Source organism: Variovorax defluvii, assembly GCF_039541515.1.
In the GTDB taxonomy this organism is placed as follows: Bacteria; Pseudomonadota; Gammaproteobacteria; order Burkholderiales; family Burkholderiaceae_C; genus Variovorax; species Variovorax defluvii.
On the sequence record NZ_BAABGJ010000080.1, the window covers coordinates 241,787 to 260,256 of the forward strand.

Sequence of the window (18,470 nt, forward strand, 5' to 3'; positions counted from 1 at the left end):
GCCGGGTTGTTGGCGCCTGTGATTGCGTTTGGTTCATCTTGTTGCACGAGGTCGTATGCCCAGTTCAAAGACGCCTGCCGTATCCACCGCCAAGAAGCCGGCAGCAGAAAAGCCGTTGAAAGCTGCGGCATTGCCGGCAACTAAGACGGGTGCCGCCGCGTCCAAGGCGACAGCCGCAACGAAAGTGAAAACCGTGTCCACCAAATCGTCCACCACCGCCGAAACCAAGAAGACCGCGGCAGCGGTTGCTGCCGCGCCCGCCACCACCACCCGCAAGGTCGGCCGCCCGCCCAAGGCGGCCGGTGCCGCCCCCGCTGCCGGCGGTGCCAAGCGCGGCCGCAAGCCCAAGGCCGGCAACGAGGCGCCGGCAAGCGATGTCGATCTGTCCGACATCGAAGACGACCTGACCGGTGACGAACCCGCGGCGACCGAAGAGAAGGTCAAGCCGCTTCGCATGAAGATCAGCAAGGCGAAGGAACGCGCCTTGATGAAGGAATTCGGCCTCGACGAAACCGTGCTGTCAGAGGAAGACCTGGCCAAGCGCCGCTCCCGCCTCAAGACCCTGATCACGCTGGGCAAGACCCGCGGCTACCTGACGCACGGCGAAATCTCCGATCACCTTCCCGACAAGCTGGTCGATGCCGAGACCATGGAAGTCGTGGTCACCATGCTCAACGACATGGGCGTGGCCGTCTACGAGCAGACTCCCGACGCCGAGACCCTGCTGCTGAACAACACCGCCCCCACCGCCACCACGGTGGAAGAAGCCGAGGAAGAGGCCGAAGCCGCGCTGTCCACCGTCGACAGCGAATTCGGCCGCACCACCGACCCGGTGCGCATGTACATGCGCGAGATGGGCACGGTCGAGTTGCTGACGCGTGAAGGCGAAATCGAGATCGCCAAGCGCATCGAGGGCGGCCTCATGGCCATGATGGAAGCCATCTCGGCCTCGCCCGCCACCATCGCCGAGATCCTGCGCCTGGGCCAGGAGATCCGCGAGGGCAAAGTGGTCATCTCCACCGTCGTCGACGGCTTCTCGAACCCGAACGAGGCCGACGATTACGTGGCAGAGGAAGACTTCGACGAATTCGACGAGGAAGACGACGATGACGGCAAGGGCGGCTCCAAGGCCCTGACCAAGAAGCTCGAAGAACTCAAGAACGAGGCGCTCAGCCGCTTCGACCGCATCGCCGAGATGTTCGAAAAGGTCCACAAGATCTACGACAAGGAAGGCTACGGCACGCCGGCCTACCAGAAGGCCCAGCAGGCCCTGTCCGACGAGCTCATGACCATCCGCTTCACGGCCCGCACCATCGAGCGCCTGTGCGATCTGGTGCGTACCCAGGTCGACGACGTGCGCAAGAAGGAGCGCGAGCTGCGCCGCATCATCGTGGACAAGTGCGGCTTTCCGCAGGACGAATTCATCCGCGACTTCAGCGGCTACGACAAGAACGGCCACCGCGTGCCCTCCAACCTGCTCAACCTCAAGTGGGTCGAGAAGCAGGCCGCTGCCGGCAAGCCCTGGAGCGCCGTGCTCGCGCGCAACATCCCGCCGGTGCAGGAATTGCAGCAGAAGCTGGCCGACATCCAGTCGCGCGTGGTCGTGCCGCTGGCCGAGCTCAAGGACATCAACAAGCGCATGAACGAGGGCGAAGCGTCCTCGCGCGACGCCAAGAAGGAAATGATCGAGGCCAACCTGCGCCTCGTGATCTCCATCGCCAAGAAGTACACCAACCGTGGGCTGCAGTTCCTCGACCTCATCCAGGAAGGCAACATCGGCCTGATGAAGGCGGTCGACAAATTCGAGTACCGCCGCGGCTACAAATTCTCGACCTACGCGACGTGGTGGATCCGCCAGGCGATCACCCGCTCGATCGCCGACCAGGCGCGCACCATCCGCATCCCGGTGCACATGATAGAGACCATCAACAAGATGAACCGCATCAGCCGCCAGCACCTGCAGGAGTTCGGCTTCGAGCCCGATGCCGGCATCCTGGCCGCGAAGATGGAGATCCCCGAGGACAAGATCCGCAAGATCATGAAGATCGCCAAGGAGCCGATCTCGATGGAAACCCCCATCGGCGACGACGACGATTCGCACCTGGGCGACTTCATCGAGGACAGCAGCAACACGGCCCCGATCGAGGCCGCGATGCAGGCCGGCCTGCGCGATGTGGTCAAGGACATCCTCGACAGCCTGACGCCGCGCGAAGCCAAGGTGCTTCGCATGCGCTTCGGCATCGAGATGTCCACCGACCACACACTGGAAGAGGTGGGCAAGCAGTTCGACGTGACGCGCGAGCGCATCCGCCAGATCGAGGCAAAGGCCTTGCGCAAGCTCAAGCATCCTTCACGCTCCGACAAGCTGCGCAGCTTTATTGATACCCTCTGATCCCCTGGCGGATCCCGGAACGCCCGCTCGGCCTTCAAGGCAGCGGGCGTTCTCTTTTGCCTCGCGCATCCTCGAAGAAGAACGGAGACCAGCCCTTGAACCCCGACGCCGACAAACTCTGGCATGCACCGCGCTGGGCGCTGGCCGTGCTGTTGGCCGTGCTGGGCATGCTGGGCCCCTTCTCCATCGACACCTACATCCCGGCCTTCTCCGGCATCGCCGCGTCCATCGGCGCGACGCCGGCCCAGATGCAGCAGACGCTCTCGGCCTACCTGTTCGGCTTCGCCTTCATGAACCTGTTCCACGGCGCCCTGTCGGACAGCTTCGGCCGCCGGCCGGTGGTGCTCTGGGGCCTGGCCGTGTTCACCCTTGCCTCGCTGGGCTGCGCCTTGTCGCAGAGCATCGGCCAGCTGGTGCTCTTCCGGGCGCTGCAGGGTCTCTCGACCGGTGCCGGCATCGTCGTCTCGCGTGCGGTGATCCGCGACATGTTTCCGCCGGCCGAGGCACAGCGGGTGATGAGCCAGGTCACGATCTACTTCGGCGTCGCGCCGGCGATCGCGCCCATCATCGGCGGCTTTCTGTTCGTGCACCTGGGCTGGCACAGCGTGTTCTGGTTCCTGGTCGCGGTGGGCGTGGTGCTGTTCGCAGCCAACTTCAAGCTGCTGCCCGAGACGCTGCACTCCAGCCAGCGCCAGCCCTTCGAGGTGCGGCACCTGATGCGCGGCTACTGGAATCTCTGCTCCGACCCGCGCTTCCTGTTGCTCGCACTCGCCAGCGGCGTGCCCTTCAACGGCATGTTCCTCTACGTGCTGGCCGCGCCCGCCTTCCTGGGTGACCACCTCGCGCTGGCGCCCACCCAGTTCTTCTGGTTCTTCCTGCTGACCATCGGCGGCATCATGGCCGGCGCCTGGGCCAGCGGCCGGATGGCGGGCAAGGTGGCCCCCAAGCGCCAGATCCGCGACGGCTTCCTGATCATGCTGCTGACCTCCGTGGTCAACGTGGCGGCCAATGCCCTCTTCGTGCCGCACCCCGCCTGGGCGCTGTGGCCGCTGGCCTTCTTCGCCTTCGGCTGGGCGCTGATGGTGCCGGTGGTCACGCTGCTGGTGCTCGACCTTCACCCGGAGCGCCGCGGCATGGCCTCCTCGCTGCAGGCCGTGATCGGCTCCACCGCCAACGGCATCGTGGCCGGCGTGATCGCCCCGCTGGTGATGCACTCCACGCTGGCGTTGGCGCTGACCTCGATCGGCATGATGAGCGTCGGCCTGGTGGCCTGGGTCTGGCTGCACGGGCGCTGGCCCGAGATCGGGCGCCGCGTCGCCGGAGAGGTCGCGTGAGCCGCACGGCCCCGCGCGAGGCCGCCGCAGAGGCCGGCACGCCAGCGCGGACCCGTGGCGGCCGGGAGGCGCTGCGCACCTTCGCACGCTCCTGGCTGCCGGCCCGCACCAACGTCAATTCCCGCGAACGCGTGCGTGCGGTGGGCGGCGCGGGGCTGGGCCTCGCCGTCACCGCGCTGATCATGCACCTCATCGGCCCCGGCGTCGAAGGCCACTGGCTCGTCGCGCCGCTGGGCGCGAGCGCCGTCCTGGTGTTCGCCCTGCCCGCGAGCCCGCTCGCGCAACCCTGGCCGGTGGTTGCGGGCAACCTGTTCTCGGCGCTCGTCGGCGTGGCCTGCGCGCGTTGGTTGCCGGATGCGCTCTGGGTCGGCCCCCTCGCGACCGCCCTCGCCATTGCCCTCATGTTCGGACTGCGCTGCCTCCATCCGCCCGGCGGGGCGGTGGCGCTGCTGGTGGCACTGAACCACACGACCCACTTTCCCTTCTCGCTCCAGGTCGCGGGTGGCTCGGCGTTGCTCGTGCTGGCCGGCGTGGTCTACAACAGTCTCACGGGCCGCCGCTATCCGCACGTGCAGCTGGCCCCGAGTACACCGGCCGCCGATGCGCGCTTCAGCTCGGCCGACGTCGATGCCGTGTTGAAGCGCTACAACCAGGTGCTCGACATCAGCCGCGACGACCTGGAAACCCTGATCCGCGAGACCGAGCTGGAGTCCTACCGCCGCCGGCTCGGCACCGTGCGCTGCGCGGACGTGATGACGCGCGAGCCGGTGGTGGCCGAGTTCGGCACGTCGCTGCAGGAGGCCTGGACCCTCATGCACACGCGCCGCATCAAGGCGCTGCCGGTGATCGACCGCACCCGCCGCGTGGTCGGCATCGTGACGCAGGCCGACTTCTTCCGCCACATCGACCTGCAGCACCACGAGGGCCTGGGCGGGCGGTTGCGCGACTTCATCCGCGCCACGCGAACCGTGATGTCCAGCAAGCCCGAAGTGGTGGGCCAGATCATGACCCGGCAGGTGCGCGTGGCCAGCGAGGACCGGCCGCTGGTCGAACTGGTCCCGCTGTTCTCCGAGGGCGGCCACCACCACATCCCCATCATCGACGACGAACGACGCCTGGCCGGCATGATCACGCAGTCCGACTTCGTGCGCGCCTTGTACCGCGCCGTGGGGCCGGAGACTCCCGAGGCACCGCAGGGGCAGCCGGCGGCCAGTGTCCCGGGGCGCTGAAGCGCTTCACCGGCAAGGACCTCAGCGCGAGACCCCCAGCAGCCGTTCCAGCACCTCTGGCTGCGCCCGCAGCGCAGCCGCCCGGTCCGCATGCACCACCGTGCCGTGGTCCAGCACCACCGCCTCGTCCGAGATCGCGAGGATGGCCTGCGGGTGCTGCTCCACGATGATCGCCGCCAGACCCTCGTCCTGCGTGATGCGGCGGATGGCGCGCAGCAGTTCTTCCACGATGATGGGCGCCAGGCCTTCCAGCGGCTCGTCGAGCAGCAGCAGCCGCGGGTTGAGCACCAGCGCCCGGCCCACGGCCAGCATCTGTTGCTCGCCGCCCGACAACTGCGTGCCGAGGTTGCGCTGGCGTTCGGCCAGGCGGGGGAACATCTCGTAGACGCGCTGCGGCGTCCACGGGCCGGGGCGCGCCACGGCCGTCAGGTTTTCGTGCACGCTGAGCGACTTGAAGATGTTGCGCTCCTGCGGCACCCACCCGATGCCGGCTGCGGCCCGCTGGTGCGACGACAGCCTGTGCAGCGCCGCGCCTCCCAGCGCGATGCTGCCGCCGTGCTGGCGCGTCGCGCCGGCCAGCGTGTTGATCAGCGTGGTCTTGCCGGTGCCGTTGCGGCCCAGCAGGGCCAGCGTCTGGCCTTCGCCCAAAGCCAGCGAGACGCCGTGCAGCACCACCGCTTCGCCGTAGCCGGCGCTGAGCTCGTCGATGCGCAGAAGCTCAGACATGCCCCGCTCCATGGCCCAGGTAGACCTCCTTCACCTTCGGATCGGCGGCGATCGCGTCCGGGTCGCCCTCCGTCAGCAGCGCGCCGTTGACCAGCACGGTCATCCGGTCGGCGAAGCTGAACACCAGGTCCATGTCGTGCTCGATCAGCAGCACCGACACATCGGCCGGCAGCACCGCGACGGTCTGCAGCAGTTCCTCGCGCTCGCCGGCCGGCACACCCGCCACCGGCTCGTCCAGCAGCAGCACGCGCGGCTGGCAGGCCAGCGCGATCGCGATCTCCAGCAGGCGGCGTTTGCCGTAGGCGAGTTGGCGCGTCGGCTGCTGCGCCACGTCGGCCAGGTGAAACTGCTCGAGCAATTGCGCCGCCCGCTCCGAGACGCCCGACGACGAGCCCAGCGGCCGCCACCACTTGGCGCCCAGGCCGGACTGCTGCGAGACCACCAGCGCCAGCGTCTCCAGCGGCGTCATCGAATCGAAGAGCTGGTTGATCTGGAAGGTGCGCACCATGCCGCGCGCCACCCGCGCATGGGGCGGCAGGCCGGTGATGTCCTCTCCCTCCAGCACGATGCGCCCGGCCGTGGGCGCGAGCACGCCGGTGAGCAGGTTGATCAGCGTGGTCTTGCCCGCGCCGTTGGGTCCGATCAGCGCATGGCGTGCACCGCGGCGCAGGTTCAGCGTCACGTTGTCGGTCGCGGTGATGCCGCCGAAGCGCTTCGCCAGCCCGGTGGCGGAGAGGACGACATCGCTTCCTGGAGAACACTCGCCTGCGGCGACGGTATTCGTCTTCGGAACGGCCGTGCGACTCATGGTCCGGCCCTCCCGCGCCCGCCGAACCAGGTCCAGGGCCGCAGCAGCCGGTCGCGGCCGACCAGCACCAGCAGCACCAGGATCAGCCCGATCCAGAACATCCAGTACTGCGGCGTGACGGTGGAGAGCATGTCCTGCAGCAGCTTGAAGACGACCGCACCCGCAATGCCGCCGTAGAGCCAGCCCACCCCGCCGATCACCAGCATCAGCAGCACGTCGGCCGAGCGGTCGAAAGCCAGCACGTCCAGCGAAGCGAAGCCGCTGGTCTGCGCCAGCAACGCGCCCGCCGCGCCCGCCACCGCGGCCGCCACGGTGTAGATCACCGCGATGCGCGACACCACCGGGATGCCGATCGCCATCGCGCGCAGCCGGTTGTCGCGGATCGCCTGCAGTGTCGCGCCGAAGGGCGAATGCACCACGCGCCGCATGAGGACGAAGACCACCAGCAGCACGGCCATCGAATACCAGGCCGCAACCCGGCCGTAGAGGTCGAAGTCGAACAGCCCCAGCACCGGCCCCATCACCACGCCCTGCAGCCCGTCGGCGCCGCCGGTCAGCCAGTCCAGCTTGTTGGCCAGCTCCAGCAGCAGCAGCGCGGTGCCCAGCGTGACCATCAGCCGCGTCAGGTCGGTGCCGCGCAGGATGGTGATGCTCGCCAGCGCCCCGAGCACGCCCGAAGCCAGCACCGCGACCACCAGGCCGACGGTCGGGTCCGGCATCACGTGCTTGGCGAACAGCGCCGCCGTGTACGCGCCGAAGCCGAAAAAGGCCGCGTGGCCCAGCGAGACGATGCCGGTGTAGCCAAGGATCAGGTCCAGCGAGAGCGCGAACAGGGCCGTGATCGCGATCTCGTTGATCATCAGCGCCTTCGACGGCAGCAGGGCCGGCAGCACGAACACCAGCGGCCAGAACACGAACTCGAGCGGCCGCCAGCGCGCGTGGCGCAGCAGCGTGGCACGTGGCTCCATGGACTAGCCGCCCCCCCGGCGGGTGAAGAGGCCCTGCGGCCGCCACATCAGGATCAGGATCATCAGCAGGTAGACCGTGAAGGCCCCCATCTTCGGGATGAAGTACTTGCCCGCCACGTCCGCGATCCCCAGCAGCAGCGCGGCCAGCAGCGGCCCGGTGATCGACGAGGTGCCGCCGACCGAGACCACGATCAGGAAATAGATCATGTACTTGAGCGGGAAGGTCGGGTCCAGCCCCAGGATCTCCGCGCCCAGCGCGCCGCCCAGCCCGGCCAGCCCCGAACCCACGGCGAAGGTCAGCAGGAACACCACGTTGACGTTGATGCCCAGCCCCGCCGCCACGCGCGGGTCGTCCACCGCGGCACGCAGGCGGCTGCCGAAGCGCGTCTTCGACAGGATCAGTTGCAGCACCACCGTCAGCAGTGCGCACAGCACGATGATGAAGATGCGGTAGTGCCCCATGCCCAGCAGCAGCGGGCCGTCGCCGATCTCGGTACGGCCGCGCAGCCAGTCCGGCAGATGGATGTTCTGCTGCGAGGAGCCGACGAAGTAGTCCACCCCGGCCACCGCCATGAAGGCCAGGCCGATGGAGAACAGCACCTGGTCCAGGTGCTGCTTGCCGTACATGGGCCGGTACAGCGTGCGCTCCAGCAGCGCCCCCAGCAGCCCGACCCCCACGAAGGCCAGCAGCAGGCAGGCCAGGAAAGGCACGCCCGCCTTCTGCATCGCGAACACGGTGAGGTAGCCGCCCGCCATCGCGAAAGCGCCGTGCGCGAGGTTGATGAAGTTCATCAGCCCCAGCGTCACGGCCAGGCCGACGGCGAGCACGAACAGCAGCATGCCGTAGGCGATGCCGTCGAAGAGGATGGTGAGCATGCGGCGGGCTGCGCTTCTTCGCTACTTGGCTTTGCCGGGGTCCTTCACGGCCTTGATCACGTCGAACTCGACGTTGTAGAGCTGCCCGTCCTTCTTCTCCACCTTGCGCAGGTACACGTCCTGCACGATGTCGCGCGTCTGCGCGTCGATCAGCACCTGGCCGCGCGGGCTCTCGAAGATCTGGCCCTTCATCGCGGCGAGCAGCGCATCGCCGCCGCCCTGTCCCTTGGTGGTCTTGAGCGCCTCGTAGATCACGCGCATGCCGTCATAGCCGCCCATCGCCATGAAGTTGGGGCGCATGTTCTTGTTCGCCTTCTGGAAGGCCTCGACGAACTTCCTGTTGGCCGCCGACGGATGCGCCGCCGAGTAGTGGTGCGTGGTGACCACGCCCAGCGCACCGTCCCCCATGTCGTTGAGCTGGTCGTCGTCCGTCACGTCGCCGGTGGCGATCAGCTTGATGCCGGCCTTGTCCATGCCGCGTTCGAGGAACTGCTTCATCACCGCAGCGCCCGCGCCCGAGGGCACGAAAACGAACAGCGCGTCCGGCTTGGCGTCGCGCACCTTCTGCAGGAAGGGCGCGAAGTCGGGGTTGCGCAGCGGCACGCGAAGCTTGTCGAGCACCTTGCCGCCGTTGAGCTGGAAGCGCTCGGTGAAGAACTTCTCGGCATCGTTGCCCGGCCCGTAGTCGGTGACCAGCGACACCACCGACTTGATGCCGTTCTTCGGTGCCCAATCACCCATCGCCACCGACACCTGCGGCAGCGTGAAGCTGGTGCGCACGATGTAGGGCGAGGCCTCGGTGATGCTGGAGGTGGCAGCGGCCATCACCACCATCGGTGTTTTCGACTGCGTGGCGATCGGCGCCGTGGCCATGGCCGAGGGCGTGATGCCGAAGCCGGCCAGCACGTTGACCTTGTCGTTCACCACCAGTTCCTGCGCCAGGCGCTTGGTAACGTCGGGCAGGCTGGTGTCGTCCTTGACGATCAGTTCAACCTTCTTTCCGGCGACGGTGTCGCCGTTCTGCGCCATGTAGAGGCGGGCTGCCGCCTCGATCTGCCGGCCCGTGGAGGCCTGCTGTCCCGTCATCGGCAGCACGAGGCCGATCTTGAAGGTGTTGCCCTGGGCCTGTGCCAGCGGCATGGCCAGTGCGATGGCCGCCAGGCCGGCGGCCTGGACGAGGTGGCGACGTTGCATGAGATCTATCTCCTTTTATCGTTGGATGCGAGACGCGGATCGACGGTTATTGTGAACAAGCCCGACCAGGCCTGCGCCCGAGGCAAACACCTAGCAGCGGTCGCGGCTCCTGCAATTTATGCGCGATCATCCGATGCCGCGCGCGATGATCGCGCAATCGCCGGCAAGCTGCTCAGGGCCCATCCGGACGCCAGGCGGAATCGATGGTCAGCGTGCCGACCGCGCGCGACACGCAGGCGCAGATGCGCCGGCCCTCGCGCTTCTCGTGTTCCGACAGGAACACGTCTCGGTGATCGATCTCGCCCTCGACGGCCAGCACGTCCATCGCGCAAAGGCCGCATTCGCCGCGTCGGCAGTCCCACAGTGCCTGCACGCCCGCGGCCTCCAGCGACTCGAGCAGGCTGCCGTCGGCCGGCACGGTGATGCGCAGGTCGTGGCGAGGGATGCGCACCTCGAAGGCCTGCGCGGGTAGACGCCCGCTGCTGCCGAAGGTCTCGAAGCGCAGGTCGGCCGGCGGCCGCCCCGCCGCCGCCCAGGCGCGCCGGACCGCTTCCAGCATCGGCACCGGCCCGCAGGTGTAGAGCTGGCCGCCGCGCGGCAAGTCTGCGATCGCAGCGGCGAAGTCGATCGGCGCGCTGCCCACGTGCGTCTCCACCGCGTCGCCCAGGGCCTGGCGCAGCTGCGGCAGGTAGGCCAGTTCGTCTTCGCTGCGCGCGCCGTAGAGCATCCGCACCGGCACGCCGCGGCGCGCCGCCAGCGCGCCCAGCCGCTGCGCCATGCAGACCAACGGCGTGATGCCGATGCCGCCGGCCACCAGCAGGTAGCCCGGCGCGCCGGCGTCCAGTCCGAAGTGGTTCTGCGGGTTTGCCACCAGCAGGCGGTCGCCCGGCGCCAGCCGCCACATCGCACGCGAGCCGCCGCGGCCGTCGTCCAGGCGCTTGACCGCGATGCGCCAGGCGCGCGGGTCCGGCTCGCCGATCAGCGAGTAGTGGCGCGTCTGGACCCGGCCTGCCCCGGGTTCACCGATCAGGACCTGCACCTGCAGGTGCGAGCCGGGTTCGTAGGAACTTACCAGGCCCGACTCGGGGACGATCCGGAATTCACGCACCGTCGGCGTCAGGTCGAGGCAGCTTGCGATGCGGGCGGGCATCCAGTGAATGTCGTTGGTGGTCATGTCATGCACGCCGTCGGATGAGTTGCACTCCCGGCAAGGGATGGTCATGCGCGCCGTGCAGCGCCTCGCGCAGGTTGCGCTGCGCAAGCCGGCTGTGCTCGCGCATCAGCGCCTCGGCGCGCGCGCCTTCGCGGTTCTCGATCGCATCGAGCACCTGTTCGTGCTGGTCCTGCGCGATCACCAGCATGTCGCGCGCAGCGGGGGAGTTGGCCTGCACCACGACGAAGGCCGAGGGCGAGGCGAAGGGAAGGTTCACGACGCGCTCCAGTTGCTGCGCGACCAGCGCGCTCCCGGCCATCTCGGCCAGCAGACGGTGGAACCGGCCGTTGAACTCGACGTAACGGGAGAAGGCGGCGTCGTCCAAGGCCGGTTGCTGCAGGAGCTCGTCGATGCGGCGCAGGCAGGCACGTGCCTCGCGCAGCACCACGGGCGCCGCGCCACGCTCCGCCGCGAGCCGGGCCGACAGGCCTTCCAGCGTGCCGCGCAGCTCGATCGCGTCGGCGACATCGCCCTCGGAGAACGTGCGAACCGCGTAGCCGCCATTGGGCAGGGACTCCAGCAGCCCCTCCTGCTCCAGCCGCATCAGGGCGCTGCGCACCGGCGTGCGCGAGATGCCCAGCTGCTCGGAGATCGCCACCTCCGCCAGCCGCGTGCCGCCCGGCAGCTCTCCGGCCAGCACCATCTCGCGCAAGCGCAGCTGGGCCTTGACGGCCTGGGAGCTGCCGGCCTCGTTCGGCTCCATCGCGCTCATATCCGAACCGTCGGTTCCGGCCGGATCGGGATCCTGGCCGCAGCCGGCCTTTCCTTCGCGATCATCCCTTCGATCAGCCGCCGCGCCCACATCGCGCCCGCGTCGATGTTGAGGTTGTGGAACTCCCTGCCCGGCCGCTCGTCGATGGCGCGCTGCTGCGCCTCCAGCACCAGCTCGTCCTCGCGGAAGATGCCGGCCACGCCCTCGCGCAGCTCGTGCGTCAGACGCTGCTCGCCGATGCAGTAGTTGCGTGCGAAGGCCCAGAAGTACAGGCAGGTGGTCTCGGTCTCCGGCGTGATGGTGTTGAGCACGTAGCCGTTCACGCCCCGGCTGCGGTCCCCCGGCTGCCCGTCGCGCGGCACCGCGCCGCTGCCGGCCTCGGCCACGCCGACGTCGATGTTCACGGTGCAGGGTCCTTCGAAGCGGATGATCTGCCACCGGTCCACCTTGCCCTCGTACCCGCGCGCATGCCGGATCTGCGCGGCCCAGAACGGCGGCGCATCGATGTTCTCCATCCAGCGTGTCACGGTGGCCGACCGGTCGCCGTGGGTCGCCACGAAAGGCGCCTCCGCCACCGCGCGGTTGCCGATGGATGAGCCATGCACGAAGGTCTCGTGGGTGAGGTCCATCAGGTTGTCCACCACCAGCCGGTAGTCGCAGGCCACGCGGATCATCTTGCCGTCGCCGGCCCAGGCCGGATCGTCGTTCCAGTGCATGTCGGGCACCGAGGCGGGATCCGCCAGCGCCGGGTCGCCGGGCCAGACCCAGACGAAGCGGTGCTTCTCCACCACCGGGTAGGCGCGCACGCAGGCCGAGGGGTTGAGCGTCTCCTGGCTGGGCATGTGGGTGCAGCGCCCCTGGCTGTTGTAGACCAGGCCGTGGTAGCCGCAGACCAGCTCGTCGCCCTCCAGGCGGCCCAGCGACAGGGGCATCAGCCGGTGCCAGCAGGCATCTTCCAGAGCGGCCACCTGACCATCCCCACGCCGGTACAGCACCAGCTTCTGGTTGCAGACCGTGCGCGCGAGCAGGTTGCGCCGCACCTCCACGTCGTAGGCAGCCGCGTACCAGGCATTGAGCGGAAAGGAGCTGGTCGACACACTCATGGATACGCAATGTATACATTCGCACCAGAAAATCCAGAGATTTTGGTTCTTTCGAGGGTAAACACGCATATTCCTGTATCCAAAGAGACCCTTGCCGTGCGTTTACGATCGACCGTTCTTTCCAGAGATTCGACGGAGCCCCACCATGTCCCAGCACGCCCGCCTCCCTGCCCGCTATGACCACGTCGGCAGCTTTCTCCGCCCCAAGTACCTGCTCGAAGCGCGCGAGCAGAAAGCCCGGAGCGAGATCACGCCGGAACAGTTGCGCGCGGTGGAGGACAAGGCCATCACCGAGATCGTGAAGTTCCAGGAGGACATCGGTCTCAAGAGCATCACCGACGGCGAGTTCCGCCGCACCTACTTCCACATCGATTTCCTGGAGCAGCTGGGCGGGGTGAAGACCGACATCCCGGTCACGATCAGGAAGCCCGACGGCACGGAAGAGCTGGCCCCGCCGGTGATGCGCGTCATCGACAAGGTCACGCATGCCAAGGCCATCCAGCTGGCCGACTTCGAGTACCTCAAGAGCCAGGTTTCGCCCGGCCGCACGCCCAAGGTGACGATCCCCTCGCCCACCATGCTGCACTTCCGCGGCGGGCGCGCCGGCATCAGCAAGGAGGCCTACCCCGAGCTCGACCCGGACTTCTACGACGACGTGGCCCGAGCCTACGGTGACGAGCTGCGCTCGCTGGCTGCTGCCGGCTGCACCTATGTGCAGATGGACGACACCAACCTCGCCTACCTGTGCGACGAGCGCATGCGCGAGGCCGCCCGCCAGCGCGGGGACGACCCCAACGAGCTGCCGCACCGCTATGCCGCCTTCATCAACAAGGTGGTGGCGCAGAAGCCCGAGGGCATGACCCTGGCCATGCACCTGTGCCGCGGCAACTTCAAGAGCACGCACGCCGCGGCCGGCAACTACGAGCCGGTGGCCGAGGCCCTGCTCAAGGAGATGGACCTGGACGCCTACTTCCTCGAGTACGACGACGCCCGCTCGGGCGACTTCCGCCCACTGCGCTATCTGCCCAAGGGCAAGACCGTGGTGCTGGGCCTCGTGACCACCAAGTTCGGCCAGCTGGAGGACAAGGACGAACTCAAGGCGCGCATCGAGGCGGCCGCGAAATACGCGCCACTGGAACAACTCGCGCTGTCGCCGCAATGCGGCTTCTCCAGCACCGTGCACGGTAACAACATCGCGGTGGAAGACCAGCGCAACAAGCTGCGGCTGGTGGTGGAGACGGCGCGGGAGGTTTGGGGGGAATGAGAACCGCAGTGTCTCAATGGTTCTTATGGCTCATCCGGTACTGCGGGAGCAAGTCGGCGGTGATTCGGGAAACCCGGCTTCTTGCGCTACTGCACAGCTTGCGCAAATACTCCCGATACCTACGGGTACCGCTGCGCTTTGCGCCTTGTATCGCATCCCGGCTCGGGCGGCCCTCAACCAGCCTTTGAATGTTTCAGCGGACTCTAGAGTAGCCAGGATGTTCACTGCCGAAGAGGCGGCCCGCACCCGTAACGCGAAGAGTCCCAATCAGGTGCGCAGTGCCTGGACACTTCAATCTGCATGGAGGAAGCGAACGACGACACTGCCTGTCGTCATGGTCGCCTGCTGCGCCCTTCGGCAAGCGCCAGCTTCTTGGTCTCCGCAGGGCTCAGACGATCTCTGATGCGGCCATACAGCGCAGCGGCCGCCGAGTAGTCCCCTCGCCGGAACGCATCATCAGCCTTCGGTCGCAATTGGGAGGCAAGGACATCAAGGGTGTACTCTTCCAACCATTGCCTTCGTTGCGCTTCGAGCATCGAGAAGAAGCCCGCATGACCCTTTAGCGCCGCACTCCCGTAGCGCTCCATCAACGAACTCAACGCCTCAAGGCCTGCGGCTACTCCCTCGGGGGTTGTCGCCACCGCATTGCGATACCCCTTCGCCGCTTCCGGATCGGTGGCACGAACGATCTCTGACATCGCATATCGGGTCCCGGAGAAGGTGACCCCGGCTCCGAGCTCATACGACTGGCGCCCGTGATACACGTCGACTTCAATGCCGCTTTTATGGAAGCGCACCAGCGTTGGCAATGCATCAATCTCTACGAAGCCCTCGTCCGTGAGGAACGCAAACGCTTCTCGGACCTTTCGCACGAAGTGCAGATACGAACGGTCTGGCGTATCCATGGCGCCTGAATTCTTCATCATTGCTTCGGTGGCGTCCAGAAGCTGGTCTTCGAGTCAAACGTCCAACCGCGATCCCTCAGCAGATTGCGTTCAGCATTGAGGAACTGACCCGCTGTATCGCCCGGCGAGGCGTCACGAATCGGCAGGCCGCGCCGCATCTCTTCGCGAAGCACGCCAGCGTTCTGCTGCCAGTTGGCCTTCGGGTTCCCCAGACTCGGCAGGCGATCGAGCAGCGACTTCTCGCCGGCCTCAAGATCATTGAGATCCCTGACCCGACCAATCACGGTCGTTGTCTCCTGTGCGGCATGCAACGCTCCCGGCGAGCAAGACGGTCCACCCATGGCTTGCGGGCCAGCGGGCAACCCTCCAGAACCTGGACGTGCACCACTGAGCACACCGATCTGCACAGGCTGCCATCCGGGTACCGGCGAAGCCTTGATCGTGCCCCCGGTCAGCGGCGAGAACGGCGCAGGCGCAGCGCCGCTGGGCTTCTTCGGCTCCAGTCCGTCATCATCGAACACGCCCAACGGATCACCCAGCGCATAGATGAAGCGGTTCGGGCCTGCATTCAGCCCGTACCCGTCACCTTGCGTGTAGCGGCCGCTCGGCGGGTGATAGAAGCGGCTGCGGTTCTCGAAGAGCCCCGACTCCTTGTCGGCGTAGTGGTTCTGGTACCGAAGATTGAACTCGATCGGCGCGATGGAGGTCGTGCCTGGATTCGGGTTGATATCAGGGTTGGCAAATCGATTCGCCGCGATCGTCGGCTTCTCGTCACCGAAGGCCGAGTAGGCCCACTGCCAGGCCACCTGCCCCTGGCTGTCGGTCAATCGCCTGGGGGTGTTCAGGTGATCGCTGTGCACCGCATACAACTGCCCGTTGATCTCCGCTGCGATCGGCATCGGCCCGTTGGCCGTCGGCAGGTAGATGTAGTTGACGGTGCCGCCGCTGTTCGCGCCTCCCGTTCCCACCTCGGAAAGCAGGCTGCCGTCTTCACCGTAGAGGTAGACCGTTCCAAGCGTCTCCGCATCCGAAACCCCAGGGCTCCAGAGCCGGCTGAAGAAGTCCTTGAGCGTCTGCGTCAGGCTCGCCGTGGCCGGGGTGCCCGGCACGGAGCCCGAGGTCGGCATGGCCTCGATCGCGCCGGCAGCCCCGATGATGAAGAGGACGATGGCAACGGTGCGAAAAAAACTGAAGGCGACCGAGGGCGCCTGAGAAGTCAGAGTTGGCGCCGACACCGGAGCCTGTCGATCTCGTCCCACGGCCTGTCGTTGGCTGCGACGAGGGTCTCGAGAGTGAGAGTGGCCCTTGGCGCTGCGTTCGGGGCTGATGTCGCGCCTGGATCGTGCGGACTTCGACCAAGCAGCCCGGAGAGAAGCAGCGAACGCCTGGAAAGGCGCCAGCCATGATTGGCTTTTCACGTGACAGACATCCCTTGACCTGGATTCTTATTGATCGCACCGCATCAGGCCGATCTGCGGGGCCGCGCGAATATAAGTGCATCGTCGTCCCAGTGCAAGATGCGCACGGCCGCCGGCGGTGATTCGGGAAACCCGGCTCCGTGTGTTGACCACGCAGCTTTCCTTTCCGAGGCTGTGGCGTCCATCGCGAGCGACGCCAAAGCGCGTGAGCGCCACGGCACCGAGATGCAGTCCGCGCAAAGTCACGGCATGATCGCGGCTCATGAAGCTTTACACCGGCCCCCTCAGCATGTTCGGCGCCAAGGCGCAGATCGCGGCGCTCGAAAAAGGCATCCCGATCGAGGCCGAGATGGTGCCCTTCGACAAGGACGACAACTACCTGCCCCGACACCCCGAGGTGCTGCGCGTCAATCCCAAGCGGCAGGTGCCGGTGCTGATCGACGGCGAGGTCGAGATCTTCGATTCGACCCAGATCTTCGAATACCTGGAAGACCGGGTGCCCGAGCCGCCGCTGTGGCCCCGCGACGTCGCAGCCCGGGCCCGGGCCCGCCAGCTCGAACTCCTGTCGGACGAGGTGTACTTCCCGCACGTCATCAAGCTCATGGGCCTGCAGCACGACATGGGCAGCGAGGCGGCGATGGCGGCATGCGACGCCTGCGCCCGCTTCTACGAGCAAATGGAAGCGCGGCTCGGGCAGACGGACTTCCTGGCCGGCGACTATGGCTTCGCCGACATCGCCTTCTACATGGCCCAGATCTTCGGCGACCGCAAGGGCGCCGGCATGACCGCGGCGACGCCGCGCCTCCTGGCCTGGCGCGAGCGCGTGGGGGCGCGGCCCGCGGTGCGCACCGTGGTCGGGCGGATGATGCGCTTCCTGGCCTCCGAGGGCAGGCCGGTCCCCGAGTCCCTCCAGTCCCACCTGGCCGCGTGAACCGCATCGACGACTGGCTCGACTGGCTGCCCTCGCCGTCGCAGCACCTGCTGGTCGTGACCGTCGCGCTGCTGGTCTACGTGCTGAGCACGCGCGCGCGGCGCGAGCAGCGCGCGCCCACCACCGCCATCGCCTGGGTCATGGGCCTGGTACTGCTGCCCTACTTCATGCTGCCGGTCTACCTGCTGTTCGGGCAGCGCAAGCTGCGGCCGGCCGGCTCGGCACGGCCGCCGCGCTCCGTGCCGGCCGGGCATTGGGCGGCCGACCTGATCGAGAGCTTCGGCCTGGCCGCGCCCGGCCCCTGCAGCGTGCGCTTCCACGCCGACGGCACGGCGGCGCGCGATGCGCTGTGGCAGGTGATCGAGGGCGCGCGGCGGCGCATCGACGTCTGCACCTTCATCATCGGCGACGACGCGCTGGGCCACGAGGCGATCAACCGCCTGTCGCGGCGCGCGCGCGAGGGCATCAAGGTGCGCGTACTGCTCGACGGCTTCGGCGCGCTGTCGCTGCCGCGCCATCACTTCGAAGCCCTGCGCGAGGCCGGGGCCGAGGTGGCGGTGTTCCGCCCCATCTTCAGCCTGCGCCGCACCGGCCCGCGCAACCTGCGCAACCACCGCAAACTCACCATCGCAGACGACGGCTGGCTCTGGTCGGGCGGGCGCAACCTGGCGGGCGAATACTTTCTCGGCAACGACGAGCACCCGAAGCCCTGGCACGACCTTTCCTTCGACCTGAAGGGCAGCGTGGCCGTCGCGGCTGCGCGCCAGTTCGACCATGACTGGGCCTCGGTGCGCGGGCGCAGGGCGCGCACCATCGCAGCCGCCGAGCCGGTATCCGGCAGCCTCGCGCAATTCCTGCCCAGCGGTCCCGACCAGACTGAAGACACGGCCCACGCGCTGCTGATCGACGCCTGCTTCCGCGCCGAGCACCGCATCCTGGCCGTCACGCCCTACTTCGTGCCCGGCGACGGCCTGCGCGACGCCCTGCGCCTGGCCGCGCGCCGCGGCGTGCAGGTCACCATCGCCATGCCCGCGCGCTCCAACCACCGGCTGGCCGACTTCGTGCGCGCCCGGGCCATGCGCGACCTCGCGCGCGCCGGCGCCACCTTCCGCATGCTGCCCTTCATGGCCCACGCGAAGGCGGTTGTCGTGGACGAGCAGCTCGCCCTGTGCGGCTCGATCAACCTCGACATGCGCAGCCTGCTGCTGAACCACGAGGCCGCGGTGGTGTTCTACGGCGCGCAGGACATCGACTGGCTGGCCCAGTGGATCGAAACCACGGCCTCGGCCGGCGAGACCTACCGTGCACGGCGACCGGGGCTGGTCCGGGACATTGCCGAGGGGCTGCTGCTGACGATCGCGTTCCAGCTTTGATCGCCGGGCTGGACGGATCGTTGC

General features: G+C 67.7%; 16 protein-coding genes. 6 read left to right on the top strand and 10 right to left on the bottom strand.

What is annotated here, in order from left to right; all coding sequences use genetic code 11:
- Positions 1–55 precede the first annotated feature (55 nt).
- The 3 genes from rpoD to ABEA07_RS24010 all read left to right on the top strand — a co-directional run bounded on the left by rpoD (position 56) and on the right by ABEA07_RS24010 (position 4,955).
- The gene (rpoD, locus tag ABEA07_RS24000) at positions 56–2,392 is read left to right on the top strand and encodes an RNA polymerase sigma factor RpoD (RefSeq protein WP_345541024.1); all 2,337 of its coding nucleotides are present in this window, start codon (positions 56–58) and stop codon (positions 2,390–2,392) included.
- 95 nt (positions 2,393–2,487) lie between these two features.
- Entirely contained in the window at positions 2,488–3,726 is a 1,239-nt protein-coding gene (locus tag ABEA07_RS24005; protein WP_345541026.1) for a multidrug effflux MFS transporter, read from the top strand.
- Positions 3,727–3,797: 71 nt separating this feature from the next.
- Positions 3,798–4,955 carry an HPP family protein gene (locus ABEA07_RS24010; protein WP_345541408.1) on the top strand — a complete coding sequence of 386 codons (1,158 nt, stop codon included), beginning with the start codon at positions 3,798–3,800 and terminating at the stop codon, positions 4,953–4,955.
- 21 nt (positions 4,956–4,976) lie between these two features.
- On the opposite strand, the gene ABEA07_RS24015 is transcribed toward ABEA07_RS24010, so the two are convergent.
- From ABEA07_RS24015 to ABEA07_RS24050, 8 genes are all read right to left on the bottom strand, one after another.
- Positions 4,977–5,681: an ABC transporter ATP-binding protein gene (locus ABEA07_RS24015; RefSeq protein ID WP_345541027.1), complete on the bottom strand. Its 705-nt coding sequence runs from the start codon at positions 5,679–5,681 to the stop codon at positions 4,977–4,979.
- Positions 5,674–6,489, bottom strand: a complete 816-nt coding sequence (locus ABEA07_RS24020) for an ABC transporter ATP-binding protein (protein ID WP_345541029.1) — start codon at positions 6,487–6,489, stop codon at positions 5,674–5,676. The genes ABEA07_RS24015 and ABEA07_RS24020 overlap by 8 nt, the downstream gene beginning before the upstream one ends.
- The gene (locus tag ABEA07_RS24025) at positions 6,486–7,457 is read right to left on the bottom strand and encodes a branched-chain amino acid ABC transporter permease (RefSeq protein WP_345541030.1); all 972 of its coding nucleotides are present in this window, start codon (positions 7,455–7,457) and stop codon (positions 6,486–6,488) included. Before ABEA07_RS24025 ends, ABEA07_RS24020 begins: the two co-directional genes overlap by 4 nt.
- Positions 7,458–7,460: 3 nt before the next feature.
- A complete protein-coding gene (locus ABEA07_RS24030; RefSeq protein ID WP_345541031.1) occupies positions 7,461–8,333 on the bottom strand; it encodes a branched-chain amino acid ABC transporter permease in 873 nt (290 codons plus the stop codon).
- 21 nt (positions 8,334–8,354) lie between these two features.
- Positions 8,355–9,527, bottom strand: coding sequence for an ABC transporter substrate-binding protein (locus ABEA07_RS24035; RefSeq protein WP_345541032.1), 1,173 nt, complete (start codon positions 9,525–9,527; stop codon positions 8,355–8,357).
- 172 nt (positions 9,528–9,699) lie between these two features.
- Positions 9,700–10,701 (bottom strand): PDR/VanB family oxidoreductase, encoded by a 1,002-nt coding sequence (locus tag ABEA07_RS24040; protein WP_345541033.1) that lies wholly within the window; start codon positions 10,699–10,701, stop codon positions 9,700–9,702.
- 1 nt (position 10,702) lies between these two features.
- The gene (locus tag ABEA07_RS24045; protein ID WP_345541034.1) at positions 10,703–11,452 is read right to left on the bottom strand and encodes a GntR family transcriptional regulator; all 750 of its coding nucleotides are present in this window, start codon (positions 11,450–11,452) and stop codon (positions 10,703–10,705) included.
- Entirely contained in the window at positions 11,449–12,555 is a 1,107-nt protein-coding gene (locus tag ABEA07_RS24050; protein ID WP_345541036.1) for an aromatic ring-hydroxylating dioxygenase subunit alpha, read from the bottom strand. Before ABEA07_RS24050 ends, ABEA07_RS24045 begins: the two co-directional genes overlap by 4 nt.
- A 145-nt stretch (positions 12,556–12,700) precedes the next feature.
- Between ABEA07_RS24050 and ABEA07_RS24055 the strand changes: the two genes are divergently transcribed.
- Positions 12,701–13,819 carry a 5-methyltetrahydropteroyltriglutamate--homocysteine S-methyltransferase gene (locus ABEA07_RS24055; RefSeq protein WP_345541038.1) on the top strand — a complete coding sequence of 373 codons (1,119 nt, stop codon included), beginning with the start codon at positions 12,701–12,703 and terminating at the stop codon, positions 13,817–13,819.
- Positions 13,820–14,151: 332 nt separating this feature from the next.
- Here ABEA07_RS24055 and ABEA07_RS24060 read toward each other — a convergent pair whose 3' ends face one another.
- Both ABEA07_RS24060 and ABEA07_RS24065 read right to left on the bottom strand, forming a co-directional pair.
- Entirely contained in the window at positions 14,152–14,724 is a 573-nt protein-coding gene (locus ABEA07_RS24060) for a hypothetical protein (protein WP_345541039.1), read from the bottom strand.
- Positions 14,725–14,741: 17 nt separating this feature from the next.
- Positions 14,742–15,983, bottom strand: coding sequence for an RHS repeat domain-containing protein (locus ABEA07_RS24065; RefSeq protein ID WP_345541040.1), 1,242 nt, complete (start codon positions 15,981–15,983; stop codon positions 14,742–14,744).
- 421 nt (positions 15,984–16,404) lie between these two features.
- On the opposite strand from ABEA07_RS24065, the gene ABEA07_RS24070 reads away from it, so the two are divergent.
- Together ABEA07_RS24070 and ABEA07_RS24075 are read left to right on the top strand one after the other, a co-directional pair.
- Entirely contained in the window at positions 16,405–17,073 is a 669-nt protein-coding gene (locus ABEA07_RS24070) for a glutathione S-transferase family protein (protein WP_345541041.1), read from the top strand.
- Positions 17,070–18,446 carry a phospholipase D-like domain-containing protein gene (locus tag ABEA07_RS24075; protein ID WP_345541042.1) on the top strand — a complete coding sequence of 459 codons (1,377 nt, stop codon included), beginning with the start codon at positions 17,070–17,072 and terminating at the stop codon, positions 18,444–18,446. Before ABEA07_RS24070 ends, ABEA07_RS24075 begins: the two co-directional genes overlap by 4 nt.
- Positions 18,447–18,470 lie beyond the last annotated feature (24 nt).

Excerpts from the sequence above, each read along its gene's own strand:
- rpoD (WP_345541024.1), top strand. The coding sequence starts at position 56 with ATGCCCAGTTCAAAGACGCCTGCCGTATCCACCGCCAAGAAGCCGGCA.
- ABEA07_RS24015 (WP_345541027.1), bottom strand. The coding sequence starts at position 5,681 with ATGTCTGAGCTTCTGCGCATCGACGAGCTCAGCGCCGGCTACGGCGAA.
- ABEA07_RS24020 (WP_345541029.1), bottom strand. The coding sequence starts at position 6,489 with ATGAGTCGCACGGCCGTTCCGAAGACGAATACCGTCGCCGCAGGCGAG.
- ABEA07_RS24025 (WP_345541030.1), bottom strand. The coding sequence starts at position 7,457 with ATGGAGCCACGTGCCACGCTGCTGCGCCACGCGCGCTGGCGGCCGCTC.
- ABEA07_RS24030 (WP_345541031.1), bottom strand. The coding sequence starts at position 8,333 with ATGCTCACCATCCTCTTCGACGGCATCGCCTACGGCATGCTGCTGTTC.
- ABEA07_RS24035 (WP_345541032.1), bottom strand. The coding sequence starts at position 9,527 with ATGCAACGTCGCCACCTCGTCCAGGCCGCCGGCCTGGCGGCCATCGCA.
- ABEA07_RS24040 (WP_345541033.1), bottom strand. The coding sequence starts at position 10,701 with ATGACCACCAACGACATTCACTGGATGCCCGCCCGCATCGCAAGCTGC.
- ABEA07_RS24045 (WP_345541034.1), bottom strand. The coding sequence starts at position 11,452 with ATGAGCGCGATGGAGCCGAACGAGGCCGGCAGCTCCCAGGCCGTCAAG.
- ABEA07_RS24050 (WP_345541036.1), bottom strand. The coding sequence starts at position 12,555 with ATGAGTGTGTCGACCAGCTCCTTTCCGCTCAATGCCTGGTACGCGGCT.
- ABEA07_RS24055 (WP_345541038.1), top strand. The coding sequence starts at position 12,701 with ATGTCCCAGCACGCCCGCCTCCCTGCCCGCTATGACCACGTCGGCAGC.
- ABEA07_RS24060 (WP_345541039.1), bottom strand. The coding sequence starts at position 14,724 with ATGGATACGCCAGACCGTTCGTATCTGCACTTCGTGCGAAAGGTCCGA.
- ABEA07_RS24070 (WP_345541041.1), top strand. The coding sequence starts at position 16,405 with ATGAAGCTTTACACCGGCCCCCTCAGCATGTTCGGCGCCAAGGCGCAG.